General features: G+C 56.1%; 11 protein-coding genes and 4 tRNA genes. 5 read left to right on the plus strand and 10 right to left on the minus strand.

The annotated features are described in order from the left end of the window. Window positions 1-22: 22 nt before the first annotated feature. Window positions 23-2,566 carry a class I adenylate cyclase gene (gene cyaA / locus AC4IC4_RS22080; RefSeq protein WP_023309629.1) on the minus strand — a complete coding sequence of 848 codons (2,544 nt, stop codon included), beginning with the start codon at window positions 2,564-2,566 and terminating at the stop codon, window positions 23-25. A gap of 349 nt (window positions 2,567-2,915) precedes the next feature. On the opposite strand from cyaA, the gene hemC reads away from it, so the two are divergent. From hemC to AC4IC4_RS22105, 5 genes are all read left to right on the plus strand, one after another. Then, window positions 2,916-3,857 (plus strand): hydroxymethylbilane synthase, encoded by a 942-nt coding sequence (hemC, locus tag AC4IC4_RS22085; protein WP_032646077.1) that lies wholly within the window; start codon window positions 2,916-2,918, stop codon window positions 3,855-3,857. Further along, a complete protein-coding gene (gene hemD / locus AC4IC4_RS22090; protein ID WP_024907976.1) occupies window positions 3,854-4,594 on the plus strand; it encodes a uroporphyrinogen-III synthase in 741 nt (246 codons plus the stop codon). The genes hemC and hemD overlap by 4 nt, the downstream gene beginning before the upstream one ends. 20 nt (window positions 4,595-4,614) lie before the next feature. Beyond that, window positions 4,615-5,805 (plus strand): uroporphyrinogen-III C-methyltransferase, encoded by a 1,191-nt coding sequence (gene hemX / locus AC4IC4_RS22095; RefSeq protein WP_032646078.1) that lies wholly within the window; start codon window positions 4,615-4,617, stop codon window positions 5,803-5,805. A 2-nt stretch (window positions 5,806-5,807) separates the two neighbouring features. Beyond that, window positions 5,808-7,007 (plus strand): protoheme IX biogenesis protein HemY, encoded by a 1,200-nt coding sequence (hemY, locus tag AC4IC4_RS22100; protein ID WP_008501551.1) that lies wholly within the window; start codon window positions 5,808-5,810, stop codon window positions 7,005-7,007. Between the two features lie 172 nt (window positions 7,008-7,179). Beyond that, window positions 7,180-8,391, plus strand: a complete 1,212-nt coding sequence (locus AC4IC4_RS22105) for an MFS transporter (protein WP_032646080.1) — start codon at window positions 7,180-7,182, stop codon at window positions 8,389-8,391. 507 nt (window positions 8,392-8,898) lie between these two features. Here AC4IC4_RS22105 and AC4IC4_RS22110 read toward each other — a convergent pair. The 9 genes from AC4IC4_RS22110 to wzxE all read right to left on the minus strand — a co-directional run bounded on the left by AC4IC4_RS22110 (window position 8,899) and on the right by wzxE (window position 15,460). Then, window positions 8,899-8,975 (minus strand) — tRNA-Pro (locus AC4IC4_RS22110). 46 nt (window positions 8,976-9,021) lie between these two features. After that, window positions 9,022-9,107 (minus strand) — tRNA-Leu (locus AC4IC4_RS22115). A gap of 22 nt (window positions 9,108-9,129) precedes the next feature. Then, window positions 9,130-9,205 (minus strand) — tRNA-His (locus AC4IC4_RS22120). A 64-nt stretch (window positions 9,206-9,269) separates the two neighbouring features. After that, window positions 9,270-9,346, minus strand: a tRNA-Arg gene (locus AC4IC4_RS22125). A gap of 102 nt (window positions 9,347-9,448) precedes the next feature. Beyond that, a complete protein-coding gene (thrP, locus tag AC4IC4_RS22130; protein ID WP_024907972.1) occupies window positions 9,449-10,834 on the minus strand; it encodes a bifunctional threonine/serine APC transporter ThrP in 1,386 nt (461 codons plus the stop codon). 197 nt (window positions 10,835-11,031) lie between these two features. Further along, entirely contained in the window at window positions 11,032-11,772 is a 741-nt protein-coding gene (wecG, locus tag AC4IC4_RS22135) for a lipopolysaccharide N-acetylmannosaminouronosyltransferase (RefSeq protein WP_491471895.1), read from the minus strand. 12 nt (window positions 11,773-11,784) lie between these two features. Then, on the minus strand, window positions 11,785-13,137 hold the full coding sequence (wzyE, locus tag AC4IC4_RS22140; protein ID WP_048989608.1) for an ECA oligosaccharide polymerase: 1,353 nt from the start codon (window positions 13,135-13,137) through the stop codon (window positions 11,785-11,787). Then, the gene (locus tag AC4IC4_RS22145; RefSeq protein WP_420277583.1) at window positions 13,134-14,213 is read right to left on the minus strand and encodes a TDP-N-acetylfucosamine:lipid II N-acetylfucosaminyltransferase; all 1,080 of its coding nucleotides are present in this window, start codon (window positions 14,211-14,213) and stop codon (window positions 13,134-13,136) included. Before AC4IC4_RS22145 ends, wzyE begins: the two co-directional genes overlap by 4 nt. Further along, window positions 14,210-15,460 (minus strand): lipid III flippase WzxE, encoded by a 1,251-nt coding sequence (gene wzxE, locus AC4IC4_RS22150; RefSeq protein WP_491471896.1) that lies wholly within the window; start codon window positions 15,458-15,460, stop codon window positions 14,210-14,212. Before wzxE ends, AC4IC4_RS22145 begins: the two co-directional genes overlap by 4 nt. Window position 15,461: the final 1 nt, after the last annotated feature.

A 15,461-nucleotide genomic window follows, 5' to 3' on the forward strand; every position in this document is an offset into this window, starting at 1 on the left:
TAGCGCCACCCGGCGAAAAGACTCAGGAGAAATACTGCTGCAACAGCGGCGCGGTGTCCTGATTGGCAGGCGCGGCAGGCGTGACGGCCTGGGTCCGGAACGGGATCACCTGCGTACGACCGTCGACGTTCACAATCTGGTAGAACTGCGGCAGGTTAAAGTTGATAAAGCTTGAGCCGTAGGTGAAACGGTCATGCGAAGAGGAGTAGAAGCGGCTAACGTCGCGCACCAGCTCCTCTTTACTGCCTTCACAATGGTGATACACCTCGGCGCGGTTGGTCTCATCCAGAATGTAGATGTTGAACCCGGCATCGTCGCCCGACTCTTCAAAGAAGAACTGAATAATCCCTTCGCTGGCAAAGCCGTCCACCACCTGCGGCAGCTTAACGTGGTTGGTTTCCACCTGCACCGACAAGCCGTGCAGCTTGTTGTGCGAAATCGCGCCGTAGAATTCGATGGCGTTTTCCAGCTTCTGTACCGACACGTTCAGGCGCTCGAAGAAAAGGCCCCAGGTCTGACCGGAGACGCGCAGCGCTTTAAAGCGCCCGGTTTCCTGACGGGTACTGGAGAGACGCAGTTCGATACACTCAGAGACTAGCTGCTGCACGCGGGTACGAATCAACCCACGCAGGTGCTGGCTGTAGCAGAACACTTCCACGCTGTCCGGCGGCGCGGCATCCTGATGCATCTTGCCGAGAATGGTTTTCAGCGCTTCGATCATCGCCTGCTCGCCGTTGAAGTGCAGGGTACGCACTTCGTTCCACGAGTTGCGGTAGAGCAGGTCCACGCTGCCGACCAGACAGTTTTGCTGCTCGCCAAAGCTAAAGACGTCCAGCTTGCGGAAGTCAAAATGGACCACCTGATTGCGGAAGGCCGCCGTCGGGTCATATTCCAGGTTGACGATGATCGCCAGATGGCGAATCTCGCACGGGCTGTAGAGCGCTTTCGGCGTTGGGGCAGGCAGACGCAGCGGGAAGTGGTGCGACACATCCGCGACCATCTCCTGCAGCTTAGCGAGATCGACCACCTCGTTGCCTTTGATAAACAGGCGCGTACGCGAGGTCAGCAGGCCGTTAAACCAGGCCCAGGCCACCAGCTTGTTCAGATAGCGGTTATATTCCAGCGGCTGATGGCTGATGATTGAATCCATGCTTGGCGCACGGTTGTACAGATACCACCCGGTGCGGTTCGCGCGGCCCGGCGGTACATAGATAAAGGTCAGGTTCGGTTCTGACAGGTCAGGCGAAATCTGCGGGTTAACCAGGGTGACTTTGCCCGGCAGCGCTTCAAACGCGGCGTACAGCTTACGGGTCAATACCCCGATGTCCTGCGGGCTGGCGGAAACGCTGAGGTTGTTACGGCGCGCAAAGCGGATCAGATTACGGTAGCTTTGCATCATCGCATCGAGCAGTTCGTTATGCGCTTCGCGCACCTGATCGATTTTCCAGTTGGCCCGGTTGTCGAGCATGGACAAACGCGCTTCGTCCCATCCCCACTCTTTCACTAACTGACTGACCACTTCACGACGCCAGCCCACGCATGCGCGCTCGCGGCTCAGCTTCTCACAGACTTTGAGATAGAAACATCGACGCACCAGGTCAAGACGCGTGGTGTCATCAATGGCTTTCAGGTATTCGGTCACGCGCTCCAGCATCATGCAGTAGGCGTCCAGCCCGAAGGAGACGATTTCCCCGTCGTGCAAACGCTGCTTGATATCTTTCGCCAGCAGGCGCGGCGTAGGGTATTCCCAGGAATAGGCTTCAAGCAGCAGCGTTTTCAGCACCGCTTTGTACGGTGAGTCGATACTCTTATAGAGCTGCCAGAGGCTTGCGCCGAAATACTCTTCTGCTGACAGGGAACTCAGGCCGCCGAGATCCAGCCATTCGTTTGGCGTCAGTACGCCCTGCGCGTAAAGCGACATGACGTAATCATCGTAATGCTCTTCTTCTTCGCACGGGACCATATTCCACAAAATACGCTTCCCGGCCAGGCGCACAGCAGTACGGTAAAATTCATCCAGCAATAAGATGTGCTGAGTCGAGCCGCAGTCCTCACCACCCAGACTGCCGCTTTCGTTATGGCGGAAACGGTTTTCATCAATCAGGAAGAAGCTCACTTCCACACCGAGCGATGCCGCCCAGCTCTCCAGCAGGCTGCATTTACGCTGCAGCAGCTGACGCTCGTCGTTATCGAGCCAGGACTGATGGCAGACCCAGATGTCCAGGTCCGAAGAACAGCTTTGCCCTACCGATGAGGTGCTCCCCATTGAATAAACGCCGGTAATCGGCAGTTCACCTTTCGGGGACTCCTGTGGCGGCATGCCGCGGTAGAGTTCCAGCTCGTTCAAATAATGCTGTTGGGTTTCATCAGGCGTGAAAAGGCAAATGCCCTGGGGAACGTTACCATCAAGGTAGCCAGGCATCAGCGGGTGGTGATAGTGCAATAATGTCGGCAGCAGACTGTATACCTGCTGGAAAGCAGGGCCCATAGCAGCAAGCGCGCGATCCACACGCAGTTGATTTATGGCATCCAGTCTCTGTTTCAGAGTCTCAATATAGAGGTACAAGACGTATCGCCTGATGTTTCCGGGTGTCGCAGCTATTCAAAACACGAGTAACAGCGGACCCGCAGTATTTCAAAAAGATAACCGTTACCCTTTTTCGCCCTTATCATTTTTGGTGGTACCGACGAAAAAATGGTCTAAAACGTGATCAATTTAACACCTTGCCGGTTGACCGTAAAGAAAGATGCACTACATACAAGTGTAGCACCGTTCTGTACGTGTAAATTCCTGAATACGGCTATGGCTGGCGAATACGCCGCCTTGTCCCTCTCGCGCTTCATCAACCGTAAAACTGCCATCCCAGAGTCAACAATGTTAGGATGGTTAGCGATTGATAATGACGGTAACAAGCATGTTAGACAATGTTTTGAGAATTGCCACACGCCAAAGCCCTCTCGCGCTCTGGCAGGCACATTATGTGAAGCAGCGCCTTGAGGCCTGCCACAGTGGATTGCGCGTCGAGCTGGTGCCGATGGTCACGCGCGGTGACGTGATCCTCGATACGCCCCTGGCGAAAGTGGGCGGCAAAGGCCTGTTTGTCAAAGAACTGGAACTGGCATTGCTTGAGAACCGCGCCGATATCGCCGTACATTCGATGAAAGACGTACCCGTCGAGTTCCCGGAAGGGTTGGGGCTGGTGACCATCTGCGAGCGCGAAGATCCGCGCGATGCGTTTGTCTCTAACCACTATGACTCCCTCGACGCGCTGCCAGAAGGTAGCGTGGTTGGCACGTCCAGTTTACGCCGTCAGTGTCAGCTGGCGGAACGTCGTCCTGACCTGATCATTCGCTCGCTGCGCGGTAACGTCGGCACGCGTCTGGGCAAGCTGGATAACGGCGATTACGATGCCATTATCCTCGCCGTTGCCGGCCTGAAGCGTCTGGGGCTGGAGTCGCGCATTCGCGTGGCGTTACCGCCAGAGCTGTCGCTGCCGGCCGTGGGCCAGGGTGCCGTCGGCATCGAGTGCCGTCTGGACGATGCGCGTACCCGCGAACTGCTCGCACCGCTGAACCATGACGATACCGCTACCCGCGTAAAAGCCGAGCGTGCGATGAATACCCGCCTCGAAGGGGGATGCCAGGTTCCAATTGGCAGCTATGCTGAATTGACGAATGGCGAACTGTGGCTGCGCGCGCTGGTGGGTGCCCCTGACGGTTCGCAGATGGTGCGCGGCGAACGTCGCGGTAAAGCGCAAGATGCCGAGCAGCTTGGCGTTTCGCTGGCCGAAGAGTTACTGGATAACGGCGCCCGCGAGATTCTGGCTGACGTTTATAATGGAGAACCCCCTGCATGAGTATTCTCGTCACCCGCCCTTCTCCCGCAGGAGAGCAATTAGTGAGCCGTCTGCGCGCACTGGGGCAGGTGGCCTGGAGTTTTCCGCTCATAGAATTCTCCCCCGGTCGCGAGCTCTCTGCGCTCGCCGACCAGATGGATACCCTTCAGGACGGCGACCTGCTGTTTGCGCTGTCGCAACATGCCGTGGAATTTGCCCACGCGCAGCTGCAACAGCAGGGTTTGACCTGGCCAACCGCCCCCCGCTATTTCGCGATTGGCCGCACAACGGCCCTGGCGCTGCATACCGTAAGCAGCGCGGACGTTCGTTACCCGTTAGATCGGGAAATCAGTGAAGTCTTGCTACAATTACCTGAATTACAAACTGTTGCCGGAAAGCGTGCGCTCATTTTGCGCGGTAATGGTGGCCGCGAACTGCTGGGCGAAACGCTGCGTGAACGTGGTGCAGACGTGACGTTCATTGAGTGCTATCAGCGCTGTGCAAAACACTACGATGGCGCGGAAGAGGCGATGCGCTGGCACGCGCGCGGCATTAATACGCTGGTGGTCACCAGCGGTGAAATGTTACAACAGCTTTGGTCGCTGATACCGCTTTGGTATCGCGAAAACTGGTTACTCCGCTGTCGGCTTCTGGTCGTCAGTGAGCGTCTGGCGAACCAGGCCCGGGAACTGGGCTGGCAGGATATTCGGATCGCTGATAACGCCGACAACGATGCGCTGCTGCGCGCATTACAATAACTCTCAAATGGGAAGCCATAATGACGGAACACGACAAATCCTCCGCCGTGGTTGAAGAGACCAGGGAGACTGTGGAGACGACGCCACAGCCAGAGACGACAGAGAAAACCGCTGAGAAGAAAAACGGCAGCAACAAAACGAGCCTCACGCTGAGCGCGATTGCCATCGCCATCGCGCTGGCAGCAGGGGTTGGCCTGTACGGTCTGGTGAAACAACAGGGCGCTAACCAGACGTCCACCAGCGATGCGCTGGTGAATCAACTCACTGCCCTGCAAAAAGAGCAGGAGACGCAGAAAACCGAGCTGGAGGCCGTGATTAAGCAGCAGGCCGCTGCGCTTGCCGAAGCGAACAGCAAACAGGAAGAGTTGACCAAACAGCTGGGTGAAGTACAGCAGAAAGTCGCTACCATTTCCGGCACCGATGCCAAAACCTGGCTGCTCTCGCAGGCTGACTTCCTGGTGAAGCTCGCCGGACGTAAGCTCTGGAGCGATCAGGACGTCACCACTGCCGCGGCGCTGCTGAAAAGCGCCGATGCGAGCCTGGCAGACATGAACGATCCAAGCCTTATCACCGCCCGTCGCGCGATCACCGAAGACATCGCCAGCCTCTCCGCCGTCTCACAGGTGGACTACGACGGCATTATCCTCAAGGTGAATCAGCTTTCAAATCAGATTGATAACCTGCAGCTGGCGGATAACAACGACGACGACTCCCCGATGGATTCCGACGGTACCGAGCTGTCCAGCTCCCTGAGCGAATGGCGCATAAACCTGCAGAAAAGCTGGCAGAACTTTATGGACAGCTTCATCACTATCCGCCGTCGCGACGAAACCGCCGTGCCGCTGCTGGCACCGAACCAGGACATCTATCTGCGCGAGAACATTCGTTCCCGTCTGCTGGTGGCGGCGCAGGCCGTACCGCGTCATCAGGAAGAGACCTACAAGCAGGCGCTGGATAACGTCTCAACGTGGGTCCGCGCCTACTACAACACCGATGATGCGACGACCACCGCCTTCCTCGAAGACATTGATAAGCTGAGCCAGCAGAACATCACCATGAACGTGCCGGATAAGCTGGCCAGCCAGCCGATTCTGGAGAAACTGATGCAAACGCGCGTGCGTAATCTGCTGGCACAGCCGGGCGTACCGGCAGAGCAGACGAGCGGAGCAGCACCTGCTCCTGCGCCTGAAAGCGCGCCGCAAGGAGAGTAATGATGCTTAAAGTCCTCTTACTCTTCATCCTGCTGATCGCCGGGATCGTGCTGGGCCCCATGCTTGCGGGGCATCAGGGTTACGTCCTGATCCAGACCGATAACTACAACATCGAAACCAGCGTAACGGGCCTGACGATCATCCTGATCCTCGGCGTTGTGGTGCTGTTTGCGATCGAGTGGATCCTGCGCCGTATTTTCCGTACCGGTGCCCATACGCGCGGCTGGTTCGTTGGCCGCAAGCGCCGCCGCGCCCGTAAGCAGACCGAGCAGGCGCTGCTTAAGCTCGCAGAGGGTGATTATCAGCAGGTTGAAAAGCTGATGTCGAAAAACGCCGACCACGCCGAACAGCCGGTGGTGAACTATCTGCTGGCGGCCGAAGCAGCGCAGCAGCGCGGTGATGAAGCACGCGCCAATCAGCACCTGGAACGGGCGGCTGAGCTGGCTCACGGCGACCCGATTCCGGTGGAAATCACGCGCGTTCGTCTGCAGCTGGCACGTAATGAGAATCACGCGGCTCGCCACGGCATCGACCGCCTGCTGGAAGTCGCACCACGTCATCCGGAAGTGCTGCGCCTTGCCGAGCAGGCCTACATCCGTACCGGCGCCTGGGGCTCACTGCTGGACATCATTCCATCGATGGCGAAGGCCGAGGTGGGCGACGATGAACATCGTGACGAGCTTCAGCGTCTGGCGTGGATTGGCCTGATGGATCAGGCGCGCGCTGACCTGGGCAGCGACGGTCTGAAAACGTGGTGGAAGAATCAGAGCCGGAAAACGCGTCAGCAGGTTCCTCTGCAGGTGGCGATGGCGGAACATCTTATTGAATGTGACGATCACGACACGGCTCAGGAGATCCTCCTCGACGGTCTGAAGCGCCAGTACGACGATCGTCTGGTGATGGTGATCCCGCGCCTGAAAACCAACAATCCTGAGCAAATCGAAAAAGTGCTGCGTCAGCAAATTAAAACCGTTGGCGATCGTCCACTGCTGTGGAGCACGCTCGGCCAGTCGTTGATGAAGCACGGCGAATGGCAGGAGGCGAGCCTCGCCTTCCGTGCAGCGCTCAAGCAGCGTCCGGACGCGTTTGACTACGCATGGCTTGCCGATACGCTGGACAAGCAGCATAAGCCGGAAGAAGCGGCCGCCATGCGCCGTGATGGGCTGTTGCTGACGCTGCAAAATAACGGTACGCAGCAGTAATTAATCAGGAGGCCAGATGGCCTCCTTTTTTTATCGCCTTTCTCCTGCTACATTCTTTACACCCGCATCCGCAAACGAACCCGCCAATGTAACGATGTCTTTTCATTAACTTTTTTTCACACACGCGCACATTCTGCAGCGTGGATTAAATCGTTTTTGAAAGGAAATCGTCATGAACTCGCTTTTATATACGCTTATTGAAGCGCTGCGCGGCCACCGCTGGCTGCGCCTGCTTGCCTGTGCTTTTATCTTTTCTTCGTTGGGGAATGGCTTAACCCAGGTTGTGGTCTTCGGCTTGCTGTTAGCGTGGTCGGCCTCGCCTGCTCTGCTAACCCTTGCTTTTCTTTTCGCTACGGTACCGGGATTTATCGGCAGTACGATCGGCGAAAAGCTGTGCTCACGCTGTTCTCCAATATCCCTGCTGATACTGACCGAAGGGTTGGGCCTGCTGGCTCTGCTCTTTCCCCTGCTTGGTGTGGGTTATCACAGCGTTGCCGCATTACTCGCCGTACAATCCACCGAGGCGCTGCTCAGCGGGATGAGCTGGCCCGCGCTGACGTTGCTCTTCAAGCGCGGCCTCAGTGAAGCAGAGCTGCCTGCTGCGACCTGTCTGGAAAATGTGATTTTTGCCTCGCAGGTATTGTTAGGGACCGGCCTGGGCGTGGTGCTGTTCCAGAAGACTTCCGTGTTTACCCTGCTGACCATTGATGCCGCCAGCTTTCTCGGGTCACTGCTCATGCTATGGCTGGCTGGACGCCGGTTTTCTGCGCCATCACTCACGCCCCCCGAGGAAGAGGAAGCCCCTGCGGCATTACGCTGGCGGACGTTGACCGTTCGGCAGAAACGCAGCCTGCTCATCCTGCCGTCGCTGGCGGCCGTCGGCTCACCGGCCATGGCGCTGCTTCCGGCGCTGGCACAGCAAATCCATCCTCAGGATGCGGCGGGCCTTGCTCTGCCGCTGCTTTTCGCAAGGAGCATGGGACAACTTTGCGGCCCCATGCTGCTAAAAAAAGAGAGCCTGACGCGCTTTGCCGCTCACACGCCGCGCATCATCGTTTGTCTCGGTATCTTTCTGACCGGTTATGGTGTGCTGCCGTTTTTGTCCGGGTGGACGGCATGTGCGCTGAGCATGATCTTTATCGCGCATCTGGCCTCGAATATTCTCTTCGCAGCGGGCACGTTTGGCGTACTCAGTAGTTTTCATCTCACGCAAACCGCTTCAGCCAGCGGGAAAGCCTGGCGCTGGCAAACGCTCAGCGCCTCTCTTTTCACCGGTATTGCAGCGATGGTGGCTGTTGGGCTTGGCTCAGTGCTGGCGCTCTATACGGTCTCGTCAGTTGCCCTGCTATTGGTCGCCCTGATCATGCGCAGGTATCGGGAATAAGGCATAAAAAAACGCCTGCTATAAAAGCAGGCGTTAAAACAGGTCTGTAAGACAACATATGTGGTGCTTCACTCAACGTTATGTCCATGGTGTCTGATGAGGCCGAAGCGACATCTGTCAGTGGACGATAAGCACCGTAAATGGCTCTGCGTCATTCCTGAGTTTATGAGGCACTAAGGCGAACATAAGAGATGGAATGAGCATCTACACGCATATTATTGCACGTAACGTGCCAACATGACACCCAGAACTTTTACATGACGCAACATTTTAAGATAAAAGGAAATTATGCTGTTAAGTAACGTCTTAAGCTCTACAACGTGTCGGGAAAAGGCAGGAAGATGTCGCCAGGAGGAGACAGCAAAACCCATAAACAGTTATTTACCTAACTTTCAATGAGTTATATGTCGCTTGATTGCGACAATGAAAAAGGACGTTGTTGGGGAATGACGACAGGAATGAAGAATCACAGAAAACAAAAAACCCCGCCGAAGCGGGGTTCAAAATTGGTCGGCGAGAGAGGATTCGAACCTCCGACCCACTGGTCCCAAACCAGTTGCGCTACCAAGCTGCGCTACTCGCCGATGTACTGCTTTTTTGAATTTTTAGTTCAATTCATTTAAAAAGTCGTGGTGCGAGGGGGGGGACTCGAACCCCCACATCCAAAGGACACTAACACCTGAAGCTAGCGCGTCTACCAATTCCGCCACCTTCGCAATTCACAACTCTTTCAAATAATGGGGTGGCTAATGGGATTCGAACCCACGACAACTGGAATCACAATCCAGGGCTCTACCAACTGAGCTATAGCCACCACTGTATTCTTTCACGCGGTACTGACTACTTCTCAGACCACCGCAGCTCCAGCACCGGGTTAATGGTGCGCCCGACAGGATTCGAACCTGAGACCTCTGCCTCCGGAGGGCAGCGCTCTATCCAGCTGAGCTACGGGCGCTTAGCGCCGTTGCGGGGCTGGATATTACGTACCTCCGTCCCCGCTGTCTAGTGCTTTTTTGAAAAAAATGCGCGTTTGGTTATGGTTTGCACATTTTGCCGCTTATTCCTCCACTTTCTGCGTGGTGGCACGGCGGCCCAGGCCAAAAAGCTTATATGCAGCCGTCACAGCCGCCAGGAAGATCACCCCGACAAACAGCGACATGCGGGTATCTTCATTAAAGTACATCCCGATTAATACGCAAATCAGGAACGCCATCGTCAAATAGTTCGCATACGGGAACAGAATTGAGCGGAACGGATGGCTTTCAATCGCCTTTTTGTGCGCATGACGGAAGCGCAGCTGGCTGATGAGGATAACAAACCACGGCACCATGCCCGGCAGTACGCTGGCGCTGTAGACGTAAACGAACACGCGCTGCGGGTTAGGTATGATGTAATTCAGGCAAGAGCCAATCAGCAGGATCGCAATGGAGACCGCCACCCCCGCCACCGGCACCCCGGCACGTGAGACTTTACTCATCGCCGCAGGCAACTGGTTGTTCTTCGAGAGCGCATAGAGCATACGTCCGCAGCTGTACATCCCACTGTTACAGCCTGACAACGCTGCCGTCAGGACCACAAAGTTGATGATACCCGCCGCCGCCGTGATACCAATTTTGGCGAAGGTTAAAACAAACGGGCTGCCGGTCGTGCCAATTTCGTTCCACGGGAAGATGGTTACGATAACGAAGATTGCACCCACATAGAAAATCAGGATGCGCCACAGCACTTTGCCTACCGCGCTACGCAGTGTGACCTGCGGGTTTTTCGCTTCACCGGCGGTAATGCCGATCAGCTCCACGCCCTGATACGAGGCCACAACGATACACAGCGCCGTCAGGAAGCCCTTCCAGCCGCCAGCGAAGAAGCCGCCGTTTTCGGTCAGGTTGCCAAAGCCGATAGCGTGTCCACCGTTGCCAAAGCCGAAGAAAATCACGCCCAGGCCGACGACAATCATCACGATAATCGTGGTGACTTTGATCATTGCGAACCAGAACTCAATTTCACCGTAAAGGCGCACGGCGGCCAGGTTTGCCAGCGCCACCAGCCCCACGGCAATGAGCGCGGGTATCCACTGGACCATGTCCGGGAACCAGAACTGGACGTAGACCCCTATCGCGGTGATCTCTGAGATGCCCACCGCCATCCACATAAACCAGTATGACCAGGCCGTCAGGTAGCCAAAGAACGGGCTCATATAACGATGCGCGTAAACGGCGAACGAGCCGGTTACCGGCTCCAGGAAGAGCATTTCGCCCATGGAACGCATAATGAAGAAAACAAACAGCCCGGCAATAATATACGCCAGTAATACGGAAGGGCCTGCCCATTTGAGCGTACTTGCGGAGCCCATAAACAGGCCCACGCCGATAGTGCCGCCCAGCGCTATCAGTTCAATATGACGAGCTTCCAGTCCACGCTGTAGCTCCGGTTTTTTCTCTGCCATAGATCCTCAATTGTGTTTGCTGTTTCCCGGCTTAAGACCGGGTATTGTTTTTTAGGGGTACTAAAATACGGAGCGAATGGTTTCTTAAAATCGGCCAAATGGCAAACGATGCATTAAAAAAATGAATGCATTGCACAGATTGTCAGCAGTTTTGCAGGCGAGTTGCAGCGCGAATAGCATATCGCGCTACATTTTGATTACATTTTCCCGGTGTAATGCCAGGCGAGGTAGCGAAGCAGACGGATCTGTCGTTTAATGCGCGTCGGTTGCGATAGCAGGCGGTACAGCCACTCCAGTCCCAGATTTTGCCAGACCCTGGGCGCACGCTTAACGTGGCCGGTAAAGACGTCGTACGTACCGCCAACGCCCATGTAGAGGGCATCCGGACAGACCAGACGGCAGTCACGCATCAGGATCTCCTGGCGCGGGGACCCCATCGCCACGGTGACAATTTTCGCCCCGCTGTCACGAACGCGCTCAAACACTGCCAGCCGATCTTCCGGTTTGAAGTAACCATCCTGGCTGCCGACGATATTAACATTCCATTGACGACGCAGTTTCTCCTCCGTCTGGGCCAGTATCTCCGGCTTACCGCCAATCAGGAACACGGGCGTGTCCTGCGCACCTGCGCGGGCCATAAGCTGCTCCCAGAGATCGGCCCCCGACACGCGGGAAACATTAGCGTCAGGATACTTTTTACGGATAGAGCGGACCACGCTGATCCCATCAGCGTATTTAAATTCAGCCGCTTCAATCAGGCTTTTGACTTCCGCATTATCCTCAACCGCCAGCATTTTTTCCGCGTTGATGGCCACCAGCGTACCGGATTTCATCTGGCCGTCGGCGAACAGAAAGTCCAGCGCGTGCTGCATGTCGCGCCAGCCAATAAGCTGCAGGCCACGTAGCGCATAGCGCGGTGCAGAAATTTTATCAGTCATTACTATCCTTACTTAGACTTGCGACAGCGTTGTGCTGCCCTGCCGCTCGCGCTTGTGCACAAGCCCTGCGCTGTCAAACAGCCAGTACAGCAGTTTGGCCAGTAACAGGCAGACGCCGAAAACGACCATGAAGAACACCACGCGCGACACGAATGAATCCAACCCTTCGCGCGCCAGAACGATCATATTGAAAATGGCACCAAAGCAGAAACTGTGCAAAATGGCGGCTTTATAGCGGTTGGTCTCTTCGTTGCCCCGCACGTAAAGCCAGTCAAACCACTTGATAATCAGCCCCACGGCAACCGCCCCGGGCAGAATGAACCACGCCCCGCCCATCACCACCAGGGAACCAATCAGCGTTGGCGAGATTGCCAGACCGGAATGGTTGTTCAGCACTTCCCAGGTAAAATAGTTCGCGGTATTGAGCACCACACCAGGCCGGTCCGGCCATAGCCAGGAAGGGATAAAGACGTAGAAGTCGCGAACAATCGGCGCCAGCCCCTGGAAATCAATCTTGTCGTAGTTTTGCAGCAGTAATGCCAGGTTTTCCCACGGCGAGAACGTATCGCGCGTCAGGTAGAGGAACGTGTAAAACGCCTCATCTCCCGCCACGTTCATCCCGTAGCGCTTCAGTGCCAGCCAGAACATCCCCACTATGCCAAACACCCCTGCCGCAACCAGCATCCACAGCGAGATCCAGCCGCGAATGATGCCGATAAACAGGAAGATCGCGAAGGCGATAATAATGTTCGCGCGCGTACCGCCCACAATCATGTAGGTCAGGATGCCAAACGCGACGGTGCTGACCAGGAAGAACAGCCACGCTTTGCTGTCCTGACGCAGGAAAAAGATCACCAGCATCGCCGGAATGAAGAAGTAGAAGAAACGCTTAAGCGCCACGCCCGAGACTTCGGCCGAAAAAATCTGGCTATAGGAGTGGAGCTTAAACAGCAGGAAGCCGTTATGCATGAAGAAGATACCGACGCTGACCAGGGCGATGGTCATCAGCATCACCCACGTCAGGTGGGTCTCCACCCGATTCATGGTAAAAAGCGCCCGACGCGGGGCTGTAGCCTGCGCTGAACGCAAACGCGTTTTATAGGTAACGTAGTAGACCGCATAGAAACAGGTCGCCGCCAGAAGCGCCTGGAGCAGGATTTCCGGCGGCGCGACGCTCACGTCAAAACGGAAAACCAGAATGCTGGTGAGCGGGAAGCCGAAAAAGAAGGTCAGCAGAAACAGTAACGAGAAGAAAACGTTAAAGTTGAAGCGCACCCGGCGGAATTCAAACCAGGTAAGCGTGGCGATAAACAGGGTGCTCAGAAGCCAGACAACCAGTAAGCCGCTGAATTGCAACTGACTCATGCTTTGTCTCCTGACGCGATACGCAGCGCGCGGTGCCACGGCGTGAGGTAATTCGGGCTGAAAAAATCGATGCTATTTTTATCCACCAGCGTGAGCTGGCGCTGAGCTTCACGTACCACCTCGACATTTAGCGCATCTGAGGTAAACAGCACCGGAATATGCTGCTCGGCCATGTCCTGCCAGAACGGGTTGTCGCGGTTGAGCACGCACGGTACCCCCGCCTGAATCAGCAGACACAGCGTGCCGATTCCCTGCTGTCGGGCAAAGATGAAATAGCCAAGATCGCACTTTCTCAGCAGCGCAAGATATTCATCAAATTCCAGCTTATCGCTAAGGATGTGCAGATTTTCTGCGCTAAACAGCGCAAGTCCCTGTTGGCGAACCTCATCAATATAGGCGTCGTTGTTGGCGGGATAGCCCATCGGCACCACCACGTTCACCGTGTCGCCGAACTGCTGATGCACCGCCCTGAGCGCCGAAACGTGTTCGTTACTGCGATCGCCGGAATTCCCCACCAGGATCGTTAGCTTGCCTTCACGCACCGTGTCATTCGCCATGGTGTTCAGCGCCGGATCCATGCGGGTGGGAAAATAGAGGAGTTCGCCGCGCACGCTCGGGTGCTGTTTAGCAAAATAGTTGAGATCGCCACGGGTGGCAAACACACAGCCTACGCGCCCCTGCGCCATGCGGCGTAAGGGATAGAAAAGACGGAATTTCCAGCCGCGGGAGACTTCGTAGAGATCGGCTCCCCAGATATGCCAGCTGCACTGGGAGGGTTTAATCCCTCCGCTGAGAAGCGCCAGCCACAGGCCGGTATTAAACTGCCCGTGGAAAAAGAAACGTTGCTTACGATCCGCTTTGGCTTTGGCAACAACCGCCTTCGCCAGTGAGGCCTTATCCGGCCAGAAGCGAATAGCGAGCGCCGGAAATGCTGCGCTCAGGCCCTTATCCTGACCTGCAACCATAAACTCACGCGCATCGGGATTACCCGATGCCAGCTCGTCGTTGAAGAACCGCAAAACGGTCTGGTTATGGTGTGGGATATCCGATCCCAGGATGTGAATCAGTGCAGTCATGCGCGTTTACGCCACAATAAAAATACGCCGCAACAGGCAGCGAAATAAACGATATAGGTTGCCATGTAGGCCTGAGCCGCCCCCAGCGCACCGTATGCGGGTATCAGCCAGTGCGAGAACGAGGTCAGCAATGCAAACTGGCTAATTTCCGCCAGGATATACAGCCGCAGGGACGCCTTTGCAATCACCAGATAGCCGAAAACGTAAGCACCCACTTTCAGCACATCGCCCACCAGCTGCCAGGCAAACAGATCGCGCATGGCGGTGAACTTCGCCGAGAACAGCAGCCAGATGGCAACATCGCGCAATAACCAGACGGTAAAGCTGGCAACTGCAACCGCCGGCAATACAAAGCGCAGCGATCGGAAAATCTCACGGGTAATATCCTGCCTGGATGTCAGACGCGATAATGTTGGCAGCAAATAAACGCTAAAGGAAGCCGTAATAAACTGGAGGTAGGCGTCGGAAATGCTGCTTACGCCCTGCCAGATCCCCACTTCATCCCAGCTATAATGCGCCGCCAGCAGGTTTCGCATCATCACGTAGGCCACCGGCAGCGTGACGGAGGTAATGAGCGCCATCAGGGTAAATTTACCCAACTGACTGGCAAGCACTTTATCCCATTGCGGTTTCAGGTAGCTCAGCGGGATGACGCCCCGACGCATCAGCATAAGCGCCGCAGGCACAACAACCAGAGCCGGGACCAGCGCCAGTCCGAGCAGTGCGCCTTCATAGCCTCCCAGGCGATAGCAGAAGTAGTAGGCAATCACGCCGATGACGCTGCCCAGAATTAAGGCAAGCGCGTTCCCGGCAGCATCACGAAACCCTTTCATCAGCGCCAGCAGCAGGTTAGCCCAGGCAATGCCCATCTGAACCAACGCCACCAGACGCACCAGCCCCTGGTAATGGGTGTGTCCGAACAAGCCCTGGCTGATAGGGGCCGCTGCCAGCAGAAAGATAATCGCCATCAGGGTCGAAAAACCCGTGACCATCGCCGAAGAGGTGCCCACGACTCTGCGAAGCTGAGCCGCATCATCATGGTACTGCGCAACGTATTTGGTCACGCCGTTAAAAATACCGGCACCGGCCAGCACCCCAAGGACGGTGACAAGCTGGCGGAAATTACCCGCTAGTCCCACACCAGAGGGGCCAAATGAGACCGCCAGCAGCTTGACGACCAGCAGCCCGGCACCAATTTTTACAAGCGTGGACGCGGCGGTCCACACCGATGCTTTTGCCAGAGACATA

This window comes from Enterobacter sp. Taxon_2 (genome assembly GCF_058355295.1).